General features: G+C 52.6%; 21 protein-coding genes. 5 read left to right on the top strand and 16 right to left on the bottom strand.

Translation table 11 applies throughout. The features are described from left to right. Positions 1-97: 97 nt before the first annotated feature. From GYMC10_RS32840 to GYMC10_RS02615, 3 genes are all read right to left on the bottom strand, one after another. Positions 98-232 carry a hypothetical protein gene (locus tag GYMC10_RS32840; RefSeq protein ID WP_012818717.1) on the bottom strand — a complete coding sequence of 45 codons (135 nt, stop codon included), beginning with the start codon at positions 230-232 and terminating at the stop codon, positions 98-100. A 41-nt stretch (positions 233-273) separates the two neighbouring features. Further along, positions 274-1,605: a hypothetical protein gene (locus tag GYMC10_RS02620; RefSeq protein WP_012818716.1), complete on the bottom strand. Its 1,332-nt coding sequence runs from the start codon at positions 1,603-1,605 to the stop codon at positions 274-276. 353 nt (positions 1,606-1,958) lie between these two features. Then, complete coding sequence (locus GYMC10_RS02615) at positions 1,959-2,411, bottom strand: SRPBCC family protein (RefSeq protein WP_012818715.1); 453 nt, start codon at positions 2,409-2,411, stop codon at positions 1,959-1,961. A gap of 435 nt (positions 2,412-2,846) precedes the next feature. On the opposite strand from GYMC10_RS02615, the gene GYMC10_RS02610 reads away from it, so the two are divergent. After that, a complete protein-coding gene (locus GYMC10_RS02610; RefSeq protein ID WP_083775399.1) occupies positions 2,847-3,386 on the top strand; it encodes a helix-turn-helix domain-containing protein in 540 nt (179 codons plus the stop codon). 18 nt (positions 3,387-3,404) lie between these two features. Next, positions 3,405-3,863 (top strand): SAM-dependent methyltransferase, encoded by a 459-nt coding sequence (locus GYMC10_RS02605; RefSeq protein WP_012818714.1) that lies wholly within the window; start codon positions 3,405-3,407, stop codon positions 3,861-3,863. A 130-nt stretch (positions 3,864-3,993) separates the two neighbouring features. Here the strand turns inward: GYMC10_RS02605 and GYMC10_RS02600 are convergent, their stop codons facing one another. Continuing rightward, positions 3,994-5,625 carry an ATP-binding protein gene (locus GYMC10_RS02600; protein ID WP_012818713.1) on the bottom strand — a complete coding sequence of 544 codons (1,632 nt, stop codon included), beginning with the start codon at positions 5,623-5,625 and terminating at the stop codon, positions 3,994-3,996. A 206-nt stretch (positions 5,626-5,831) separates the two neighbouring features. Here GYMC10_RS02600 and GYMC10_RS02595 point away from each other — a divergent pair, with 206 nt between their 5' ends. After that, positions 5,832-6,449, top strand: coding sequence for a hypothetical protein (locus GYMC10_RS02595; protein WP_012818712.1), 618 nt, complete (start codon positions 5,832-5,834; stop codon positions 6,447-6,449). Positions 6,450-6,518: 69 nt separating this feature from the next. Here GYMC10_RS02595 and GYMC10_RS02590 read toward each other — a convergent pair whose 3' ends face one another. The 3 genes from GYMC10_RS02590 to GYMC10_RS02580 all read right to left on the bottom strand — a co-directional run bounded on the left by GYMC10_RS02590 (position 6,519) and on the right by GYMC10_RS02580 (position 10,283). After that, the gene (locus GYMC10_RS02590; protein ID WP_012818711.1) at positions 6,519-7,949 is read right to left on the bottom strand and encodes an aspartate ammonia-lyase; all 1,431 of its coding nucleotides are present in this window, start codon (positions 7,947-7,949) and stop codon (positions 6,519-6,521) included. Positions 7,950-8,202: 253 nt separating this feature from the next. Then, positions 8,203-9,567: a sensor histidine kinase gene (locus tag GYMC10_RS02585; protein WP_012818710.1), complete on the bottom strand. Its 1,365-nt coding sequence runs from the start codon at positions 9,565-9,567 to the stop codon at positions 8,203-8,205. Continuing rightward, complete coding sequence (locus GYMC10_RS02580) at positions 9,564-10,283, bottom strand: response regulator transcription factor (protein ID WP_012818709.1); 720 nt, start codon at positions 10,281-10,283, stop codon at positions 9,564-9,566. Before GYMC10_RS02580 ends, GYMC10_RS02585 begins: the two co-directional genes overlap by 4 nt. Before the next feature lie 161 nt (positions 10,284-10,444). Between GYMC10_RS02580 and GYMC10_RS02575 the strand changes: the two genes are divergently transcribed. Next, positions 10,445-11,176 carry a hypothetical protein gene (locus tag GYMC10_RS02575; protein WP_012818708.1) on the top strand — a complete coding sequence of 244 codons (732 nt, stop codon included), beginning with the start codon at positions 10,445-10,447 and terminating at the stop codon, positions 11,174-11,176. Positions 11,177-11,273: 97 nt separating this feature from the next. Here GYMC10_RS02575 and GYMC10_RS02570 read toward each other — a convergent pair whose 3' ends face one another. Further along, entirely contained in the window at positions 11,274-12,197 is a 924-nt protein-coding gene (locus GYMC10_RS02570; protein ID WP_012818707.1) for a polysaccharide deacetylase family protein, read from the bottom strand. Then, on the bottom strand, positions 12,163-13,485 hold the full coding sequence (locus GYMC10_RS02565) for an MFS transporter (protein WP_012818706.1): 1,323 nt from the start codon (positions 13,483-13,485) through the stop codon (positions 12,163-12,165). Before GYMC10_RS02565 ends, GYMC10_RS02570 begins: the two co-directional genes overlap by 35 nt. A 215-nt stretch (positions 13,486-13,700) precedes the next feature. Here GYMC10_RS02565 and GYMC10_RS02560 point away from each other — a divergent pair, with 215 nt between their 5' ends. Further along, positions 13,701-14,417: a DUF421 domain-containing protein gene (locus tag GYMC10_RS02560; protein ID WP_012818705.1), complete on the top strand. Its 717-nt coding sequence runs from the start codon at positions 13,701-13,703 to the stop codon at positions 14,415-14,417. Positions 14,418-14,468: 51 nt separating this feature from the next. Here the strand turns inward: GYMC10_RS02560 and GYMC10_RS02555 are convergent, their stop codons facing one another. The 7 genes from GYMC10_RS02555 to GYMC10_RS02525 form a co-directional block, all read right to left on the bottom strand. Beyond that, complete coding sequence (locus GYMC10_RS02555) at positions 14,469-15,500, bottom strand: copper amine oxidase N-terminal domain-containing protein (protein WP_012818704.1); 1,032 nt, start codon at positions 15,498-15,500, stop codon at positions 14,469-14,471. Between the two features lie 193 nt (positions 15,501-15,693). Then, positions 15,694-16,293: a TetR/AcrR family transcriptional regulator gene (locus GYMC10_RS02550; protein WP_251500652.1), complete on the bottom strand. Its 600-nt coding sequence runs from the start codon at positions 16,291-16,293 to the stop codon at positions 15,694-15,696. Positions 16,294-16,320: 27 nt separating this feature from the next. Next, positions 16,321-17,769, bottom strand: coding sequence for an MDR family MFS transporter (locus GYMC10_RS02545; protein WP_397360276.1), 1,449 nt, complete (start codon positions 17,767-17,769; stop codon positions 16,321-16,323). Between the two features lie 352 nt (positions 17,770-18,121). After that, positions 18,122-18,841 (bottom strand): glycerophosphodiester phosphodiesterase, encoded by a 720-nt coding sequence (locus GYMC10_RS02540; RefSeq protein WP_012818701.1) that lies wholly within the window; start codon positions 18,839-18,841, stop codon positions 18,122-18,124. Between the two features lie 248 nt (positions 18,842-19,089). Further along, a complete protein-coding gene (locus tag GYMC10_RS02535) occupies positions 19,090-19,950 on the bottom strand; it encodes a carbohydrate ABC transporter permease (protein WP_009593684.1) in 861 nt (286 codons plus the stop codon). After that, a complete protein-coding gene (locus GYMC10_RS02530; protein ID WP_012818700.1) occupies positions 19,940-20,896 on the bottom strand; it encodes a carbohydrate ABC transporter permease in 957 nt (318 codons plus the stop codon). Before GYMC10_RS02530 ends, GYMC10_RS02535 begins: the two co-directional genes overlap by 11 nt. Further along, complete coding sequence (locus tag GYMC10_RS02525; protein ID WP_012818699.1) at positions 20,896-22,233, bottom strand: ABC transporter substrate-binding protein; 1,338 nt, start codon at positions 22,231-22,233, stop codon at positions 20,896-20,898. Before GYMC10_RS02525 ends, GYMC10_RS02530 begins: the two co-directional genes overlap by 1 nt. Positions 22,234-22,441: the final 208 nt, after the last annotated feature.

Here is a 22,441-nt window from a genome sequence, read left to right as displayed (position 1 = left end):
ATTGATGATTCTTCTTCATCATACGGCCCCGTTTGATATAAAGACAAATCTTTAAATCGTCTTTAAATAAACGACACATAAAAAAAGCTCCCTGATGTCAGGGAGCAAACGAAACGTTCAGCACGATATATCGAAGCACGAAGAAGGCAGCGATAAAAAGGGAAGCCAGTCCGATCAGCGTAAAAATGAAGATTTTCTCTAAGCGGGAAAACGGGGCTCTCGTTCGCTTCAAGTTCATCACCTCGAATTCCATTATAGTACATAACTAATATTTTATTCTAAAAATGTAAATCGGAAGATTTGCCTCGGCCTTCCTCTCGGCACCTTCTCGATCCCCGAAATCTCCACCAACCCGTTGTCGGTCCAAAGCTGAAGCAGGCGATGCGAGCTGCGGACGGTAATGTCCAGCAGGTGGGCGAGCTCATGGACCTTATATTCGTATTTACCCGAACGGGCGCGCTGGTTCAGCAGCTTGCTTAAATAGGCGCTCGTCATGCCTGCATCTTCTGCTCGCTTGATCAGCCCTGCATCCGTAAAGGACAGCACCTCCAGCACGGGATCGGCCATCTCCAGCGGCCCTATCAGCGTACCATCCTCACGCACGATAAAACAGGCGTTGCCGCCAACCTCCTTGGACTTCCGCATCGCGATGCGCGCATGGGTTCCAGCCATGCTGGCCGACCGGCCGAATCCCATGCCGATGCTGAGCGAAATGCCGTAGGTTTTGTTCACGTCTTTGGCTAAGGGAATCGTTTTGTAACCTCCGGTTTCCCGTTCAAAGATGCCGCGCGTCGTGAAAAACAGATACTCGTCCCCGCCCAGATGGGTCAGATAACCATCCAGGGATTCCACGTAATCGAGCACCATCCGGTGAATATCCAGCTTCAACTTCTGCACCTCATGCTCATTGTTCCGTCTCAGCGCCTGCGTGCCGAAATCGTCTATATTTATCATCCCGACCACAATCTGACCTTCCCAGCTGCGGCGGGATGCCGTGGACAGCAGGGCTCGCTCCAGCGATACCACGATATCCTGATCGGAAGGAAGCAGCCATTCATTGGGTATTCCGAGCCGCGTCAGTTCTTGGGCCACGGATTCCACGCCCGTGAATGCAACAGAGCACCCGCCGGATTCGTATTGATGGCGATGAAACGCGATCAGGCTGCTCTTCGGGGCGTAAGCCGGCCCGTCGTAGACGACAGCCTGTACAGCAGGGATGCCCAGATCCTTCATGGTCCGAACCACCATCGTCTCGGTTAGGGTGTCCACCGATATGCCTCCATCCAGTCGTTCCTGCTGTCCGGCATGGAACAGCGCTTTATATAAACCCGCGTCCGTGACGGGAACGTAATGTACAGGGATCTTGACCTGACCGAGCTCCTTCACCTTGCGCTGGGACAACGGATCCGAGAGGAACAACACTTCGACTTCGCTCCCGATCCGCTCCGCCAGTGCAGGCGCTTCGTCTTCATCCTGGAAAACCAGCGGCGCAGGGTCAAAGGAAGGAAAGGTTTCAATGACCTTCATGATCTTGTCAACGATCGTCCGGGTTCCGATAATACCGATGCGGATTTGCTGGACAGGGGGGCGGGTCCGCTCCATCATGATGCCTTCACTCCCATCTTTCCCATTTCCGAGAAGCCGTGCATGAGCAGGCCGGTACGGATACCTAAATCATACCCGCTATCGAAAATTTGGCAAGCGGAACGCGGTCCTCCCTGCTAAACGAATGAACCTGCGTGCTGCCCCGAGCGTTGACTCCGTACCTCTTGCGAGAGCCATCATGACATCGCGATCCAGAACAATCACATACCCAAAAGCAACAAAAAAGAGCCATTACGGCTCTTAATCGATTTTCTTATCCAGATATATAACGAATTCATAAATCATGCGCATGGTGCGCGGTCTTGAGGTATCCTTGGATGCTGCCTTTCATATGCCTATTTATTGCTATAAGGCTACCAGCCCAGATCCAGGGTCTCCCCCGTCTCCGCATAGGTCTTCAGAATGCTCATGACCATCCACCAGCTGTCCGCTGCCTTTGCGCGGGACGGATGATCCGGCGTGTATTGATCATTGACCAGCGTTAGCTTGGTACAATTCCCTACCGGCTCAAGGGTGAACGTAATGCGGGACTCCAGCTCCTCATGATTCGCGTAATACGACGGACCCGGATGCTCGGACAGGCTCAGTGTCTTCTGCGGCTCATAAGCCAGAACATTCCCATAGACATGAACCGTCTCCTCACCGTCATTCCCCGGTCCCACATAAGCGTAAGGCTCCCCTACTTGAAAAGAAGATCTCAGTTCACTCCCGAAAAAGGTGGCCCGCGTTCCCTCCGGCGAAATCAAGACTTCCCATACCTTCTCCGGCGAAGCTCCGATATAAAACTCATAATATAACGGCTCCATTTTAGTTTCCTCCCATCTTGAAATACGAAGTAAAAACCCGCTTGTCCTACTGTGATATGATGATGTTATCAAGCAGCCGCGATCCAAGTATTGTAAAAATGCGACAGGCCGCAACCTGCGGAAGCACTTCAAGCTCAAAATCCCGTGGAGGCCAGTTGTCCATCAATCCAGGCCTGCTACGGAGATATCGGAGGTGTTTATATCCATGATTCAGCATTCTCATCAGCCCAGCCTCGGCATCTTGAACATGAAAAAAGCCGGAGAGAAATTCCAGCTCCTGCGCGTCCCCCCGTCGGAGGACCTTTCCTATTTCATCAAGCATTATTGGATCATTCATTGGGATTTAACCGATCACGAGCGCCAATCTGGTCGTTCAACCCCGTCGGACCGCTTTTTACGGTGTATCGAGCACGAGGCATTCACACCATCTAGAGGGTGGGGGGGCAAGTATTCGGCGTCAAGTTCAGACCCGGCGGTTTCTATCCGTTCGCGAACACGTCCATGGACCGTCTGACGGATTTCTCCATAGGAACCATGGAGATTCTCCAAGTTGAGCCCCATACGCTGGAGCAGGAGCTATTGACCGCAGAGGAGCCGGAGCTAAAGGTTAGGTACATGGAGGAGCTTATTCGCCGCATTCTTCCCGAAGAGGATGAACAGATCGAACGGATTCATATCATGATCGACCAAATTCATCACAACCGGGACATCATTCGGGTCGAGCAGGTCAGCGAATGTTTCCACATGAGCCCGAGATCACTTCAGCGCCTGTTCAAGCAATACGTCGGAGTAAGCCCTAAATGGGTGATTCGCCTGTACCGGCTGCAGAATGCCGCCGAAATGCTCGATGGCCTGGATCATCAGGATGTGCTGGAGCTGGCCATGGATATGGGTTATTATGACCAGTCGCATTTTATCCGGGATTTTAAAGCGGTGATCGGTAAAACGCCCGAAGTTTATATGAGGGAACGATAACCTGAAGGAGGTAACGGCATGTATACGATCCAGGCGATCGGAACGATACATAACGAAAGAAAGGCGATTCAGGATGATTATTGGGGGGATGTCATCTCGGAGATCAAGCTTGGCGAAGCATGGGATGAAAGCTCCCTGGATGGGATTGAAACGTTCAGCCACCTTGAAATCATCTATGTATTCCATCTCGTCCAGGACGACAGCATCCAATACGCGGCGAGACATCCGCGAAATAATCCGAGCTTTCCCAAGGTCGGTATCTTCGCCCAGCGCGGCAAGAACCGTCCCAACAAGCTAGGAGCCACCGTAGTGGAGTTGGTAAGCAGGGAGGGCAGGTCCGTTTTCGTTAAAGGGCTGGATGCCGTAGACGGGACACCCGTCGTTGATATCAAACCCGTCATGGAGGAATTTTTGCCGAAGACAAAGACCAAGCAGCCCGAATGGGCTACGGACATCATGTCCCGTTACTGGGAATAATGATGAAGATACTTCATATTACAAAAAAAACAGCGCTGCCGCCCGGTCCTTTGTGGTTCAAGGACCGGCCTAAGCCAGCGCTGTTTCTGTTGATCCGTATCATGCTGCATAACCTTAATTGTTAATCAGATTAATTAGAGAGGCTTTGGCCCGAGATCGGCAGACGGATCTCAACCGACGTTCCGCGCTCTTCCTCGCTCCGGATGACGATCCGGCCATTGTGGCTCTCCATGATGCGCTGGACGATCATGATGCCCAGCCCATTGCCGTCCGGCTTGGTGGTATGGAAGGGTTCCCCAATCCGCCGAAGCACGTCCTCCGTCATGCCGGAGCCGTTATCCGTAAAGGTCACGCGCTGATACCCATCCTCCACATCCATCTGGATGTGAATATTTCCGCCGTACGGCAGGGCCTCCATCGCATTTTTCAGGATATTGAGAAAAACTTGCTTGATCTGGTTCCGGTCGCACAGAATCGTTGCATTCCGGCCGAAGCATTGAGTCATCTTTATGCCGCCAAGGCTCGCCTGAATGGCGAACAAATGAAGCACTTCCTCCAGAATCTCGCCGCAATTCTCAAGCTTAAACACAGCCGCCTGGGGCTTGCCCAGGATCATGAATTCCCCTACCATCAGATTGGCCCGCTCCAGCTCGGACATGATCAGGTCATAGTGCCGGAGAGCGGCATCCTTATTGGCCAGCTGAAGCATTCCTTTTACCGTCGTGAGGGGATTGCGGACTTCATGGGCGATGCTGACGGCAACCTGGCCGGCAAACACCAGCTTCTCCGTATTCCGCAGCACTTCCTCCGTACGCTTCATCTCCGTAATGTCGCGCAGAGAGCCCACGACCCGCATAAGCTGCCCTTCCCGGTCATACACCGGCTGAACATCCAGGATATAGTGGTGCATGCTTCCGGATATCTCAAGGGACAGCTCTTCTCCGATGCAAATCTCCTGTCCGTGTATCACCCGCTCATAATACTCGCCAATCGGCTCGATGCCGAACACCGGGCGGCCCACGTATTTCGTCCGGTCACGGTCGCCGGCATCCGGGCACAGCAGGCTTAAGCTGGTTTCGTTCATCTGCAGGATCTGGCCCTCCGCATCGGTGATGATCACGCCGTAATGCTTCGTTCCCAGCAGCACCTGATTCAAGGTTTGCAGCTGCGTGTTCTGTTTGCGGGTCACCATCTCCCGTTCCAGGGAATCGGCCATCGTGCAGAGCAAGGCATATAAATGCGGGTGAACAAACTCCTTGTTCGTCATTAGGGAGATCGTCCCTATGATCGCCTTCCCGTCTTCGCCGTGAAAGGGAGCCGAATAACAGGCCATGCGGTGAAGAATGTGATGAAAATGATCTTCTCCTATCAACGTAAACGGCCGTTTGTACCGAAGGCACAGATCTATCGAGCTGGGGCCGTCTTCTTGGGAATACCCGCTGCCCTCCATGATGCCCAAATAACGGGCTGTTTCTATAATGGTCGGGTCCCCCTCCATATCAAGAATGAAGCCCTCGTTATCCGTCATCGTAATCACGACAGGGTTCCCGGATCCGGAGGAAAGGAATTTATTCACGAAGACTTGGATCACTTCGATATATTCGTTATATTTGGCACGCCTTGCAGCCAGTGCTTCAGCATTCAATCGATAAGTATGTGTTGGAAGAAGCTCCGGGTTCATCCCCTGGTCTATACACTGCTGCTTTGCTTGTTGAATGATCTCCTGATCGGTTATCACACCAAATCGATTGTTCAAAATCACATACCCCTTTTTATCATACTGCCACTTTCATGTCACATATGTTTATTCTAACACTTTTATCGGCAAATGGAGCCCAACCGTAAACTTAATGAGCATGCGAATATGCAGCCTTCATCTTATCATGGGAAAGAGCTCGATATCTCCCTCCTTTTTATGTAACTATTTACAGGAAATATCCGTTTAGACTATAAAGGAGATGAGAATCCATGTTCAAACGTCATGCTGCTTATTACGGCTTCGTCCTTGCTCTTCTGATTCTTGTAACAGCCTGCTCGAGCAGGCCATCCAAAGCGCCGGCTTCGTCGCCCTCCGAACCTGCGACAAGTGCAGTGACGGACCATGAAAGTCCGGCGGAGCGCGTATTATCATTGTTCGAAGGAGAGGACATGAGTGCCGAGGATAAAGCCACGAACATGCTGGCTCACTTGGAGGGCATGGACTGGACGGAATATAACCGCCTGAGCAGCGGCAAAACGCTGGAAACGCTGGAGCTGCTGTATACCCACCGCTCCCTCATCCAGCCCGAGCATTATGCGAGCCTGTTCCTCGCAACAACGAATCTCGACGGTGCCTCTGCCGAGCAATATGCCGCCATCGTCGGTGAATTGTTTACGAAAGACAGGGAGGGCGTGGTGCAGGCACTTGCTGATTTGGGTGACGAAGCAAGTAAGCAAAGCGTCATCTCAAGCATAGCGTACCATCTCGGTTACCAGGATGTTGCCCAAGTGAAACAAGAAATCCATCAGTGGCAAACGAACAAGGTGCTACATGATGCCGAGAAGGACGTCATCGCCTCCCTCATAGCGGCACTCGACAATCCATAATGTCAAAAAAAAGCTGACCCCGAATGGAATCGGGGTCAGCTCTATCACTCGTTATCGTTAAAGACATCCTTATTGGTTCAACAGGAACTCTTCTCCCGCAATGCCCGGCGAGGTCATGTGGTAAGGATCCAGAATGACCAGAATCTGCTCCTCTGTCAAAAGTCCCTGCTCCAGGATGATCTCCTTGATGCTTTGGCCTGTCTTCTGCGCTTCCTTCACCAGCCTGGAGGCTACGTCATAACCCAGATGCGGGTTCAATGCCGTAATGATGCCGTAGCTGTTATCCACGAAGTATTTGCAGCGTTCCTTATTGGCTGTAAGATCAACCATCAAATTCTTGTAGAACACGTCCATGCCGTTCTTCAGAATTTTCAGGGAGTGCATCAGGTTGTTGGCGGCGACCGGAACCATGACGTTAAGCTCGAATTGCCCGGCCTCGCAAGCCAAACTGATCGTATGGTCATTGCCGATCACCTGGAACGACACCTGGTTCATGACCTCCGCCATCACGGGATTGACCTTACCCGGCATGATCGACGAGCCCGGCTGTCTCGGAGGCACGTTCAGCTCGTTCAAGCCGGCTCTCGGTCCGGAAGCCATCAGGCGGATATCGTTGCACATTTTCGAGAAGTTTACCGCACACACTTTAAGCGCAGCAGATAATTCCATGTATGCATCCGTGTTCTGGGTGGCGTCCACCAAATCCTCGGCTTGCTTCAGGGAGAAGCCTGTCTGCTCAATCAAATGCTGGACGACGCTCTGCATATAGTCCGGCGTTGCATTTAACCCGGTGCCTACGGCCGTCGCGCCCATATTGACAACCAATAATCCTTGCGCTGCCCGCTCGATGCGGTGGATGTCCCTTGTCAGCACGTTGGCATAAGCCCCGAACTCTTGTCCAAGCCGGATCGGTACCGCATCCTGCAGATGCGTGCGTCCCATCTTGATGACATCGTCGAATTCCTTGGCCTTCTCCTGAATGCCGGCGACCAAGGTCCGGAACACCCCAAGGAGATCCTGGGTCAGACGGTACGACGCAATGCGGATCGCCGTCGGAATGGCATCGTTCGTGGATTGCGACATATTGACATGATTATTAGGATTGCAGTAGAAATACTCGGCCTTCTGTTTTCCCAAAATTTCCAGCGCCCGGTTCGCCAATACCTCATTCATGTTCATATTGATCGAAGTGCCCGCCCCGCCCTGAATGGAATCGACAATGAATTCGGAACGGAGATTGCCTGCGATGATCTCGTCTGCCGCCTCTATAATGGCGCTGCCTATCTTTTTCGGTAGCAGGCCAAGTTCCATATTAGCCAGTGCGGCCGCTTTCTTTACTTCTCCGAGAGCCGAGATGAGCTCGGCATGAATGGGCACCCCGCTGATCGGAAAATTCTCTACCGCCCGGACCGTATTGATGCCGTAATAGGCATCTATAGGAAGCTGTTTTTCCCCCAGAAAATCTTTCTCCACTCGATACTGCATATCCATGGACAACATCACCATCGCCTTTTGATTATTTTGTATCTTGCTTGTCACCTGTTATCATCCAGCTTGCCCGGATATATACAGAATTCTGCCTTTCAACTTGAAATCCTCTATAGCTTACGCGTTTTGTTAGGGAATATTGAATAATATGTGTGATTGCGCAAAAAACGAGGCTTTCTCTAAGTATAATTACCCAGAAAAAGCCCCTCTTACCCCAAACGACTTGATTTCCATTGACGTCCGTTAAGATGGATGGTTACAGACTCTAAGCCATGGAGGTCTTCCTGTGCACCGGGAAGCCTAACGAAATCACGGCGCCTCCCTCTTGGCGATTCCCCGCCGTGATCAGGCCTCCGCAGCGCTCCACGATGGCCCGGGCAATCGCCAAACCGAGCCCCGTCTCCCCGTTCTTGCCCTTCACAAACCGGTGGAACAGATACGGCAGCAGTTCCTCGGAGATCCCATCGCCGTCATCGGATACGGTGAGCACCACCCGACCTTTTTGGAGACCGGCTTGAATGTAAATATGCTTGCTTGCATGCCTCGCCCCATTCGAAACGATGTTCAGAAGCGCCTGCAGCAGCTTATCCCGGTCGGCATACACCGTCAACGATTCGTTATCCCCGTACGAAAGATGCACGAACAGCCCTTTTTTCACCAGAACCGGATTGATCCTCTCGATCGTTTCCTCTACAAGCTCTTTCATATTGACTTCTGCGGCCTTGAAAATATCATCTTCGCTGTCCAGCTTGGCCAGCAGCGTCATCTCGGTCACGATGTTTGTCATCCGGCCGCTCTCGCTCATAATGATATCGAGCCCTTTGCGAATATCCTCCCCTTCGAATATGCCGTCCCGGATTCCCTCCGCATATCCGGATATGGACATGAGCGGCGACTTCAGCTCGTGCGAAGCGTTCTGGAAAAATTGTTTCTGCACATGATTGTACCGCTCCAGCTCACCGGCCATTTCGTAGACGGACTCTGCCACGGCGCCGAGCTCCCCGCTTGCCGACACGCGCCGGACATCGGAGAATTGGCGTTCCTTCACCTTCTTCAATTCTTCCCGCAGGTGCATGAGCGGCTTAATCAGCCTCTTGGTGATGAATAGGCTTAAGATCACCATGACCACGGCCCCTGCGCCGAATACGAGCATCAAGCGCCCCAGCAGCGCTTGCTCAATCGCCTTGATTTTGCTCACTGGCGTAATCAGCGTCATCGTCCCTTGGGGAACTGCCGTGACCTCGGTTAGGAATTGCCCGTCCACCGATGACGATTTAAACGAAGCTATGCTATCGGGTCTGGCTGCTGCTATGCCCATGTACTGGGCGGTAGGGGTTACAGGAGTCGAGCGGACTATATTCCCTTGGCTGTCCTGAATAATAACGCCTACCTCGGCAACCTGCGCAGAGGCAAACCCGCTAACGGTCAAAGGCTCGCTCTCGATAGGGATGCTCTGTGCAGCCGCCGTTTCCAGCTTTGCCGTCAGCGCCGCCCCAATGGACTGCATGTCCTTTCTTTGCGTGCCGATAAAGTGGTCCAGCAGCACATAATGAATGACGACGGCCGTCACGGACAGCACGAGTATAAGCGACAAAGCGAACGCAAGATTGATCTGATGGACCAGCTTCATATCGATGATTCCTCCCCATCCGTTCTCATTCGGTATCCATGTCCCCATATGGCCTCGATCGGCAGCTGCTCCACTTTCTTGCGCAGCCGTTTAATGAGATGGTCAACCGCCCGGTCGCTCCCAAAATAATCGTCCCCCCATACGGAGGTCAGCAGTTCGTCCCTGGTAAACGCACGGTTCGGATGCTCGGCAAACACTCTCAGCATCTCGAATTCTTTGTTGGTCATATCCACTTCTTCCCCGTTCCAGAACACGCGCCTCTCCTCCAGCTGTAACTGAAGCCGCCCATTGCTAAGCTCCGGGGAAGCGGCCGCAAGCCGCGGGACATTCTCCGCTCGGTTGAATTTGTACCAACGGCTCAGCTGCCGTTTGATTCGGGCGACCAGCTCGCGAGGGCTGAACGGCTTGACCATATAGTCGTCGCTTCCCAGCTCAAGCCCCAATATTTTATCCACTTCGCTGTCCTTGGCCGAGATCATGATGATCGGGACCTCGGCTTCCGCGCGGATCCGCCGACACAATTCGAAACCGTCCATGCCGGGCAGCATAATATCGAGCACCCACATATCCGGCGGATTCGTTCTCCACATGTCCCAGCCTTCCTCCGCCGTGCCAAGGCCCACCGTCCGGTAGCCCTCCTTGCGCAAATAAGCCTCCACCAAATTTCGTATATGCAAATCGTCATCCACAACGGCGATGAGATAGGTTTGGTTCATATCATTACCTCCGAGCTTCATCTCCTCTTTAGTATACCAATCGGCACAAAGCGAATGGGGAATGCCATTGTTTTTCCACAAATACACCAATGTTCTGCCAATGCTGATTCGTACACTGGGTACTGTAAGACAAACCAACCCCGATAAGGAGTGTTAATACGATGAAACACAAACTATTTGGCAAGCTCGCCCTATCCGCTGCCCTTCTTGGAACAGCAGCCCTTCCCGTCCATGCCTCGGGTGCCGAAACCCCAAGCGATGCACCGAACCAAACAGGTAAAAGCGCGCCCGTTGCCACCGCTGCAACCATTTCCGTTATGCCGAATCCGTTGGAATTAGCTGAGAAATACGCGCCGGAAACGGTTCAAGACTGGAAGGAAACGCTGGAGAAATACGGCAAGCTTGCCGGAACCGAGGCAACCTTCTTTTTGTCGGAGGCCGCCGCTGTCGCTGCAGATAACGGAGAGGTAAAGCCGATAGCGGCAAAAGGCGAATTCGGGATATCCATTGCCGTGCAAGCTGCTCCGGCTGAAGCTGCCAAGGGATTCGTGGACAGCGGAGATATTAAGGATATCCAGATTACCAAGATCAAGGAGCTTGTCCCTCTGGAAGGCACAGCCATCAAAGTAGCCGAAGCTGTGAAAACCGATGCCGGCGACGGGAAACACGACGTGATCCGTTTCGAGAAAGCCAGTGTGAAGGCAATGAAGATCCGCGATGCAGAAAGTTTGGAAGTGAAGATCGACGATGAGGAGCTGGCGTTCATCCATGCCCGAATCGGCCTCTTCAAAGCGGTGGATTCCAAGGACTCGGATGCCATTAAAGAAGCATTGGCGAAGCTGCTGGACCAATACAAAGCACAGATCGCCAAGCTGGAAGCTGAAGCGAAGTAACGTCGATACGAGACCGTACATGACAGTCCGAGCCCAGCGTACTTAACCGAAAACAAGCCCTGCCGGTGCCGCGGCAGGGCTTGTTTTTAGCATAGGCTTACGTTTTTTTGGCCATTGCCTTCATCAGCTTCACCGCCGAGCGCACGCGGGGACGCTTCAAGTGCTCCTCCACGTAGCGATAATCCGTCAGGATCACCTTGGCATCCCGCAGACCATAAGCAAAATCATCATCAAACAGCAGGCAGTACTCCCATACCCGCTTCTCCCAATTCGGAATATTCGCCAGCATCCATTCATCCTCCGCTCCCGGGTGAACGTACGTTTCACTGACCCCTTCCGGGAGTCTGTATAGCTTATCGATTAGCGACTGCTTGAAGCTCTCGTAGGTCTCTCCCTCGACGACGGGAAACGGATGCGAGAGCAGATAATCCGGGATCGGCACGCCGAATGTATCGGCGAGGCTCGAGGCGAGCGCCACCGGCCGCTCGATATTCGGCAGCGTGCTGAGCAGCGGATCCTCCGGGTGAATATAACGAAACAAGCGCGCGGGGAGGCGCCAGCGGGAAGTCTTCCACAGCATCTGCGGGATAAGGCTCCGCCCCGTTTCCATCCCGTAAAGGCTTCCCATGTGGTTATCCGCATGGCTGATGCGGATGCCGGCCTTCTTCGCCAGCCGGTATTGCGCCTCCAGCTCTTTTAGCACGGCGCCCGTCTCCGCTCCCCGTTCAAACTCCTGAACCGTCCGGTATTGATGACCGCTAGCGTCATGCAACGAAGAATGACCGGTCAAGCTCTTCCACCGCAAAGCTTCGAATTCGCTCGTCAAGGTCAGATGCAGCCCCACATTGGGTTGGCGCCGGCGTGCGGCCCAGGAGGCTGCCTCCTCAAAGCCGGGGGCCACGGTCATGATGGTCGCCGATGAAACTTTATTCTCCTCCAGCAGATGCCGGATCGCCTCATTCATGGCCTTGCTCTGGCCGAAATCGTCACAGTTGATGATCAGTCTTCGCTCCATGGTCATGCCCGCCTCCTATGGATTTTGAGAATTCGATTTTGGTTGCATACGACAGCACGAAGGAAATGGCCAACAGGCATAAGGGAACGACACTGATTAAGTACCGAAAGGTCGATTCCGGATCGCTTCCCGGGTTGTCGCCGCTTTCATATCCGAATATCATGCCTACGACAAAAAACGCCAGGGCGGAGATCAATCCGCTGGAACGCGTAATAAACCCGCTGACCGCCGTATAAATCCCTTCTCTGCGAAGCCCTGTCCGCTCCGCATCCTCATCGATGATGTTTCCGCTAACCATGGCCGGCGTAACCAGAAATCCCGCCAGACCGAACCCTACCCCGATCCCTGCCAGAATGCCGCTCATCAGATCATAGCCAAACCACAGAGGGATGACGGATAACCCATATATCCCTAGCGACAAACGCCATGCCTTCACGCCGTCCATCCTGCGGATCATCCAGTACCACACGAACACCAAGGGGATGACGGATACAAACACGGCCGCCAGCAGAATCGACACTTGATTGTCCGGGATGCGGAGCACGTATTTTGCGTAAAAAGGGATCGTGGAGCTTATCAGCCCATTCACCGTCTGGGCAAAAGAATTGGAGATGTTGAACACCCAGAACTTCTTGTTTCGCAGCGTTTCACGAAACGCGTGGACAAGCTTGAGCGGCTCGCTTGCGCTGAACGCCTCTACCTCGCGGACGCTCATCATGCACAGGAACATGAACACACCGAACAGCAGCGCGTACAGAATCGCCATGTTCGAAAATCCCATGGCGTCATAGATGATCGGAGTCAGCGCAGTACCGATCAACAATGCCACCACTTGATAGCCCTGCTGGATGGCCGAGGCCTTCGCCCGGATGCGGTCTCCGCGGAACAGTTCGGGGAACAGCGCCCCATAATTGACCCATAATACGGTTGCCACGGCTTCATACAGGATAAGGGCAACCAAAAACCACATAAACAGCCCGTTCTCAGACAATCCTTCCGGCGGCGAGAACACGAGCACGAAGGTCAGCATGAAGAGCGGAATCGCCCCGAATACCCACGGCCTGCGCCGTCCCAGCCTGGTTCTGGTGCGATCGGACCAATACCCCATGAGCGGATTGTTTACCGCATCCCAGATCAGAAATACGGTTCGTGCCAGAGATGCCAGCCCTATGCCAAGACCCAAGGTATCGACGTAAAAAAAGATGTAAAAGGAGCTGAACGCCTGACTCGGAACCATCATGGCAAACATGCCCAGCGAAAATGAATACGGCGAATTCACCCAACTGCGCTTCATCCGTTTCCCTCCATCCGTCATGGACGATTTTGTTGTACAGTATTCGGCATGCGAAGGGAATATACCTGCGCAAACGAAGGCTTAGGTAATCTCGTCTATAGATTGGAGAAAAAGCCATGATCGAGACTTGGAAATGGACGTATATACATATTTTTCATGACAACTGCCCACCCTTCTAGTTAAGGACCACAAAATCTTCGGAAAGGGTCTGTGCCATGGAACTCCTAAAGGATCTTCTGCTAGTGCTTGGGAGAATTTATACCATATACCCGCTGCTCTTGGGCGTTACCCTATTCATGGGCCGCCGCTCCATCGCCGAGCTTCCCGTTTTCGACTACATCATTATCCTGTCCCTAGGCTCCGTGGTCGGAGCAGACATCGCGGATCCCAAAATCGAACATATCCATACCGCCTTTGCGATCATCGCCATCGGCTTGTTACAGAAGCTTGCCTCGATTCTGCTTGTGAAGAGCCGGCGCATCGGCAAGTGGATTACATTTGAACCGCTGATTGTCGTTAAAGACGGGCAGTTCATTTATCCGAATATGAAAAAAGCACGTTACTCGATCGATAACATTTTGCAAATGCTGCGCAAGGAACAGATCTTCGATATGGCGGAAGTCGATATGGCGGTGCTGGAGCCAAGCGGTGCCTTATCCATCCTGAAAAAGATGGAGAAGACCTCCGTCACGCTGGAGGACCTGAAGTTAAAGCGGCAGAATGCCGGCCTGTCCTACGCCGTCGTCAAAGAAGGTCGCATACAAACGATTACCCTCCGAAAATTAAACCTTACCGGAGAATGGCTGGAGACTCAGCTGGGTGAGCGGGGAATTCTCCTCGATCAGGTATTCTTCGCTTCACTCGATGAACAGAAGCGTTTAAACATCACCATTTACGATAAGGAAATTCCGCTCCCTCCCTTGTATCATTAAGGATTCCGAAAAAAGCCTGACGCTGCCGCCAGGCTTCTTCCCGTTTATGACTTATTGAAGAACGATTTTGATGGCATTGCCGATTGGCGGCAGACTCTTGGTCAATACCGGGCCGTAGTAGCCGATAATTTCCGCATCGTCAGTCAAGTCGCTCGTTTTCAAGGCTTTGCCGTCTTTATTCACGACAACCGTCTCGGGCGTCAGATTTAGGACGACCTCATTGGGGGATTGTTCCGTCAACCCTTTGCCCTTGATCGTTACGCGCAGGTTGCCGCCATCCGCATTGATGTCGGTGATGGCGCCGGCCGTAGCCAGCTGCTCCGTCTCTTCCTTGTCGGACTTCACGCTGATTTCGTAAGCATACGTTTGAGGAGGCAGGCTCATCGTCATCGCCAGGCTGTGCACCGCTTCGATCTTCATGCCTTTTGCAAGATCCTTAAGCTCGATCTTCTTGCCTTCCGCATCGCGGATGACCGTGTTCTCATCCACGTTCAGCACGATTCCTTCGGTGCCCGTGCCGTTAATATGAACGGCTTGGCGTTCTTCGTTATGGATAACTTCCGTGATGGTTCCGACCACGGTTTCCTTCTTAACCTCTTCCTCGGACGTGATGTTTACCTTCGTTCCATCAACCGCGACGTTAACCCGGAGCACTTCGCTGAAGAAGCTCGCAGGAACATACAACGTGCCTTTTACGTTCACCGGAGCAGCGCCGAGGGACTTATACATTTTGTTAACCGCATACTGATCTTTGCCCGTTTGCACGAGGGTCCAGATCGGTGATCCCGATTGGGTTAGCTCCGCAGACCGGTCTTGTTGATTCCACTCCAGTTCGAATCCGAGCGCCTCGGATACGCTGCGCAGCGGGATCATGACCTGTTTCGCGCCGGCATTCATGAATCCGGCTCCAGCCACTTCCTTGCCGTTGACCAGAACACCATAATCAATGATCGCCGAGATCACCACCGGCTTCTGTTCCTGAATGTCTCCGGTTTGGGGTGCCGCATAAGCCGCTGCGCCGCCGGAAACCGCCATGGCCGCAACCATCAGCGTCGCTGCTTGCTTTTTCCATTGTTTGTTCATGTTCATCATCCTTTCTAGGTGCCTTAGATTATCATGTACAACTATACTGACGGACGCATCTGCCAAATGTTGCATTGAAATCGAAAGTCCAAGGGCCGAACATAAACCAAAAAGCCGTTCCGGGCGACTTTTCCAATCTCCCGAAACGGCTTTTGTACTGTAAGTGAATATATCAATTAGCTGAATATATCAATTAGCGTTGTATGAATAGCGGGTCCACGAAGCTTCGGCAATACTCCTCCGCAATCTGTTCCGCGCTGTATCCCATATCGCGCATGTACAGAATAATATCGGCCCGCGGCAGGGATGCAAGCATCACGGAGGTGAACAGAGGATCCAGGGGCATCAGCTCCCCCCGCTCCGCCGCAAGCTCCAGCAGACGCTTGATCTGTAAGCGCAAATACGTGAAGGGCGGGTTCTCGCACATAATGTTCTTGGTTTCCTCCAGACGGTCAGAGGTCAGCATCACCCTGAGCCACTCCAGATCCTCGTTGAAATGCAGAATCACCTTCGTCATTACCGTCCGAAGCCGGTGTGCTACCGTTTCGCCTTCGCTATTGCGCAGATAAACGTCCAGCCCTTCCATAAACCGGTCGATCTTGGCTTCCATCAGCGTGAAGCAAATCTTGCTCTTGCTGGGATACCGGCGGTAAAGGGTACCTTGACCGATTCCCGCCGTTTTGGCCACTTGATGCATGGAGACGTCCTCGACTCCGTATTTGTTAAATAAGGCCTGAGCCGTATCCAAAATCTTTTGACCCAACTCGTCATTCTCTTTCGGCAATGCACGCATCCCTTTCTAATTAAACAAACGGGAACCTTATGCGGCAGACTGTTTTTCTTCAACGGGTGAAGACGTACGTTTAACAAATAAGCCCAGCACGAAAGCGATGATTGCAAGAACAAGCCCGATTACGAAAGCATTATGAAGACCGGCAACCATGCTTTGCACCGGATTGAGATCCCCGGTTGTTTCAACGTAATTTTTAGCACCTGCAGTCATGATGCTGATAAAGAGCGCCATACCGACAGCTCCCGCGACCTGCTGCAGCGTATTCATGATCGCCGTTCCATGCGGATACAGCAAGCGCGGCAGCTGATTCAAAGCCGTGGTTTGGGCCGGCATCATAACCATCGAAATCCCTATCATCATCATAACATGAAGGAAGATGACATAACCACCCGTCCATGAAGCGTCGATGCGCGAGAACAGGAAGATGGCGATGCTCAGCAGCGCCAAGCCGGGAATAATCAGAACGCGCGGTCCGAATTTATCGAACAGCTTTCCTGTAATCGGCGCCATCAATCCGTTGATGATCCCGCCCGGCATCATGACCAGACCCGCCGATAGCGCAGTCAAGCCCAGAGCGTTCTGCAGGAACAGCGGCAGCATGATCATGGTGGAGAACATGCTCATCATAAGTACCAGCATCAGCACGGTCACGAGAGAGAACATCGGAAATTTGAAGGTACGCAGATCCAGCATCGGTTCCTCCATCTTCAGCTGACGCCATACGAAGAGCAGCAAGCTGATAGCCCCGGCCGTAATGCACCATATGACCTTCGGATCAGACCAGGTGCCTTCGCCGGCACTGCTGAATCCGTATACGATTCCCCCGAAACCGATGGTAGACAGAATAATCGAAATGTAATCGACTTTCGGCTTGGTCAGTTCCGATACGTTCTTCAGGAACACCGCGGCAAACACGATGGAGAACGCAGCGAGCGGAATGACCAGGTAGAACAACCAGCGCCAGTTCAGCGCATCCACGATCAAACCGGAAAGCGTCGGTCCGATCGCCGGTGCCGTCATGATGACGAGACCGATCATCCCCATAGCGGCTCCGCGATTCTGAGGCGGATAAATGCTAAGTATGGTGTTCATCAGAACCGGCAGCATAAGCCCCGTTCCGACGGCTTGCAGAATACGGCCTACCAGCAGCACCCCGAATACCGGCGAGAAGCCGCATATAATCGTACCTATCAGGAATAGCGACATAGCGCCTATAAACATCTGTCTTGTCGTGAACCAAAGCTGCAGCAGCGCCGTGACCGGCACCAGAATACCGACAACCAGCATGTAAGATGTGGAAAGCCACTGCACCGTCGACTCCCCAATGCCAAACTGCTCCATCAAGCTTGGGAAAGCGATGTTCAGCAATGTCTCATTCAAGATGGACACGAACGCGCCGATAATCAGTGCGGCAACGATCGGCCCTCTCTTTATTTTGCTTAAATCAATCTTGGCCGAACTTGGCCCCACTCCCATATCCAAGACCTTATCCTCCCTGTCTTTTGTCTATACGGACAATTGTCCGGTAACGCGTTTTTTATTCTAACGGACAATTGTCCGCAGGTCAACTGAAAATTTTCATTAAATTTTCAAATTCGTCCGCCCAGATGAAGCCCGCGGCGTTTTCCGCTGCCATAAGCAGCCGAAACAAGCAGGATTCGGCCATTCATAATAAAAGGATCCGCCCCTAAATCGAGACTAGGGCAGATCCTTTTTCTATGCACATTTCGACTTTAGGTTCGCCTTGCCCCGAAAGACCCTTGGCATTTCCTAAATGCAAGTGTCCTAATAGGTCAATCCGCTGCGCGCAAGTCAGTCCCTGAAAACGCTAAGCATTCAGTGCAATCTTTTCTTTGTACACTTTGGCCCAGCCTTCCAAGTTGTTCGTTACGATCAAGAGTTCAGGATACTGGGCAAGGGATGCCAATACCGCCTCGTCATCCGGCGTCCAGACGATGAGCTGAATCCCCCGCTTGCGCGCTTCCTCCATAAACGAAGGGGTCACGTATACATATTTGACGGACACATAGCGAGCGCCGATCTGTTCCAGATAAGGAAAGACCGATGGCGTCGCCCCGTAAATCACAAGCCCCAGCTCGATGTCAGGATCAAGGGAACGGGCCCGTTCTATCGAATAATGATCGAAGGAGGTCAGGAATACCTGCTTCTCCATGCCCGTATCCTTGATCACGTCAATGACCTTCTGTTCCAGCCCGGGATAGGTGTCCCCCATCTGCTTCAGCTCGATGTCAACGATCATCCGATCCTTGGCAAAAAGCAGCGCTTCCTCCAGCGTGGGGATGACTTCCCCCCGGCCTGCATCCAGCTTGCGTATTTCCTCCAGCGTGAAGGCATTGATCGCTCCGGTACCGTTGGTCGTCCGGTTAACCGTGGGATCATGAATCACGACAGGCACGCCGTCCTTCGTCAGCTGGACATCCAGCTCCAGGTGCGAGAAACCAAGCTCCAGCGCTTTCCGAAAGCCCAGCATCGTGTTCTCCGGAAATTTGAGCGGATACCCTCGATGGGCTAATCCCCGTACTTCCATGTGCCATCCCTCCATATATAAGTCGATTGACGGCCTCGATCACACTGCCGCCGCAAGGAGACGGACTTACGCAATCGAAATGGCCGTTTGCAGCTCTATAGGTTTGTTCGCCGTGGGCTTCCCGATCCCTGCTGCGCACCGCAGGAATTAGCTTTATGTCCTTCGCTCGAACAAAGAGACGGTATGGTGGTGTATCCTTACCCACCGTCTCCACACCGTCCTGAATTCCGCAACATATGATTATGCGGTTATTTAAACGTCGAGTTCGCCATCGCGGCCACGATATGCTTCTGCATCACCGTAAAGACCAGCACGATCGGGATGATCGCCATGACGCTGGACGCCATAATGACGTTGAAGAACATCGCTTCATTCCCGGCGATGGAATCCCGCAGCATCGCGATACCGACCGTAAGCACGCGCATGTCGTTGTTGTTGGTCATGATCAGCGGCCAGAAATACGAGTTCCAGGACGAGATGAAGATCAACACGCCCATGGTGACGATCGTCGGCATCGCCATCGGGAACAATAGCTTGTACAGAATGGAGAATCGGCCGGCTCCATCCACGCGCGCCGCTTCCAGCACGTCGTTGTTAATCGATTTGAACGCCTGCCGGAGCAGGAATATCGCATAGGCGGACGCCCCGTGAGGCACGATGAGCGCCCAGAAGGTATTCAACCAATCGAGCTTGGACATCATGACGTACACGGGAACGAAAATTACCTGTTCCGGCACGATCAACGCGGCAAGCACCAACAGAAACAGCGCGTCCCGTCCCCAGAACTTCCCCTTCGCGAATGCATAAGCGGCCATGAGCGCCACGTTCAGCTGCAGAATAATGGTTCCGACCGCCATGAGCAAGGTATTGCCGAAGAACCGCGCGTAAGGGATAACCCGGAAGGCTTCGGCAAAGTTCTGCCAGGCAAAGGTTTCCGGCCAGAATGTAGGAACGGCCATCCGCATCTCAGACTGCGTCTTGAGCGCGCTGATCAGCAGCCAGTACACCGGAAAGAACATGACGAGGGTCACGATCACGGCCCCGATTACGCGGAGCGTCATTATGGTCTTTCGGTTCTTGGCGGATCCAGCCATATAATTATCCTTCATAGTGCACCTTCTTCCTGCTGACCACCCATTGTACCAATGTTAACAGCAATATGATTACGAACAGAATCATGACAAGCGCCGAGGCTCTTCCTGTTTTGAATTCATCAAAGGCCATCGTATAGATCCAGTACACGATCGCATTCGTTGCTTTGAGCGGACCTCCATCGGTCATGACGTCAATCGACTGGAACACCTGCATGGAGGAAATAAAGCTGGTAATGACCAGAAACAAGGTCATCGGCGACAAGAGCGGCAGCGTAATGTTGCGGAACTGCCGGAACTTGCTGGCTCCATCAATGGAGGCCGCCTCGTAATACTCGGCCGGAATCCCCCGCATGCCTGCAATAAAGAGGATCATTGCAAAGCCGACGCCTTTCCAGACCGAAACGGCAACCAGCGCCGGCAAGGCCGTCGAAGGGTTGGTCAGCCATTCGACCGGCTCCACGCCGAACCAGGAAACAATGGAATTCAATAGCCCGTATTGTCCATTATAAATCCATGTAAACACCATGGCCGCGACAACCATCGATACGTAATACGGCATAAAGATGACACCGCGCATGAAGCCGAACAGCCGTGACGATGACACGTTGAGCAGCAAGGCCAGCAGCAACCCGATGACCAGCGTGAATACAACGTCCATGACGGTATACAGGAACGTGACCTTCAAGGAGTGATAGAAATCCGAGTTCGACAGCAGTCGCGTATAGTTATCGACGCCCACGAATTTCTTCACGGGACGGGTCATGTTCCAATTCGTGAAGCTAATATAGACGGAATAACCCAGCGGATAATACAGGAACACGCCCATAAACAGCAAGGCCGGAACTGCGAACGAGAAGTCCTTCCACTTCTCGATCAACGTATGAGACATCCGTTTAGAGACCGAAGCGGTCGCCCGATCGGACGCCGCCTTTGTCATTGCTTTATTGGTCTCCATAGGCATCACTCATAGTCAGCCAGAATATCGTTGATCTTCTTGGCTGCATCCTGCATAAGTGATGTCGGATCTTTTTTGTTCAATACCATTTCCCCTACGACTTCTTTGTAGACTTCGCTGAATTCAGGATAAGCCGGATGCTGCAGACGCGGCGTTACTTCGTCGAAGTGCTCGTATACCGCTCTGTATTGCGGCCATCTTTCGAAATATTGATCGCCTTCCTCGGATTCGATCGCGGATTTTCTTGTCGGCAGGTATCCAACGGATTCCGCCCATTTAATGTTGTGCTCCGCGGAAGTCATGAACTCGATGAATTTCCAAGCCGCTTCTTTCTCCAGATCCTCGGCGCCGTCCATCATGACGATCCCCGCGCCGCCAATGTTGGAGGTCCGCACTTTATCGCCAGGGATAAAGGATACGCCAACCTCAAAGTCCGCATTCTCGCGGTACATCTTCAGCATAGCGGAAGTATGCTGCACCATGGCGATTTCGCCGTTCAGGAACATCTGGCGCATATTGTCGGAAGCCCCTTTACCGAAGCCCATATGCATGCTGCCTTCATTTTGCCACTTGTAGAAGTTCTGAAGGTACCGGAGAGAATCCTCGGTCTCGACAGCGGAAGCACTCAGGTCCTCCGTCAGGATTTGTCCGCCGCCGTTAATGTTCCACGGGTCATAGTACCATGTGTCCCAGCCTGGAACGGAGAAGGCATAGCGAGTCGTTTTATCGCCTTCTTTTTTCGTAACTTTTGCATTGAAATCCTCGATTTCGTCCCACTTCGCAGGCGGCTCTACACCCAGCTCGTCCAGCATCGTTTTGTTGTAGACAAATACGCTGGTGCTCACGATGAGAGGAAATCCGAACTGCTTGCCGTTGTAAGCATAGGCGTTCAGCATCCCTTTAGCAAAATCGTCCATCTTCACTTCGTCGCGCTTGATCCACGGGCCCAAGTCGGCAAAAACGCCGCTGTCCGCAAAATTGGCGAGCGATGATACCTCGACGTTGGTAACGGCCGGCACGTCATTCGCAGCCACTGCAGCCGATAATTTTTTGTGAAGATCAGGATAACCGCCTTGGAACACCGGCTCAACCGTGATATGAGGGTATTTCTTCTGGAATTCGGCAATCATGTAGTTCAAGCCTTCAAGCTGGGCATCCGCGTGGGCATGCCAGTATTGGATTTTAACGGGTGTCGTGTCGTTCTTCATATCCATCGAAGCGGCTTCCACGTCATCCAGCGAGACCTCTCCTCCGGCACTTTCACTTCCACCGCCGCCTCCGCAAGCCGTGGTAATCACCATAAATATGGTCAATAACATTAACAACCATGATTTCTTTTTCATAGATGATCTGTTGTCCCCTTTCGAATCTATTCATCATTCATCATCCAAAATTACCGTCGATCCACTTCATCAAATGCCGGTTGGAACGGCACGCGGATCCCATAGGAACGGGAGAATCCCCATCCAAACAGCCCGCCTATCCCTTAAAAAGCGCACAAAAATAGAGACGTCAAAAAGAGCGCAACCTAAGAGCCACCACCTCCTATAA

The sequence above is a fragment of the Paenibacillus sp. Y412MC10 genome, from assembly GCF_000024685.1.
Lineage (GTDB): Bacteria > Bacillota > Bacilli > Paenibacillales > Paenibacillaceae > Paenibacillus_AQ > Paenibacillus_AQ lautus_A.
The sequence above is the reverse complement of the archived record's forward strand: the minus strand, read 5'-3'. Positions and strand labels throughout refer to the sequence as shown.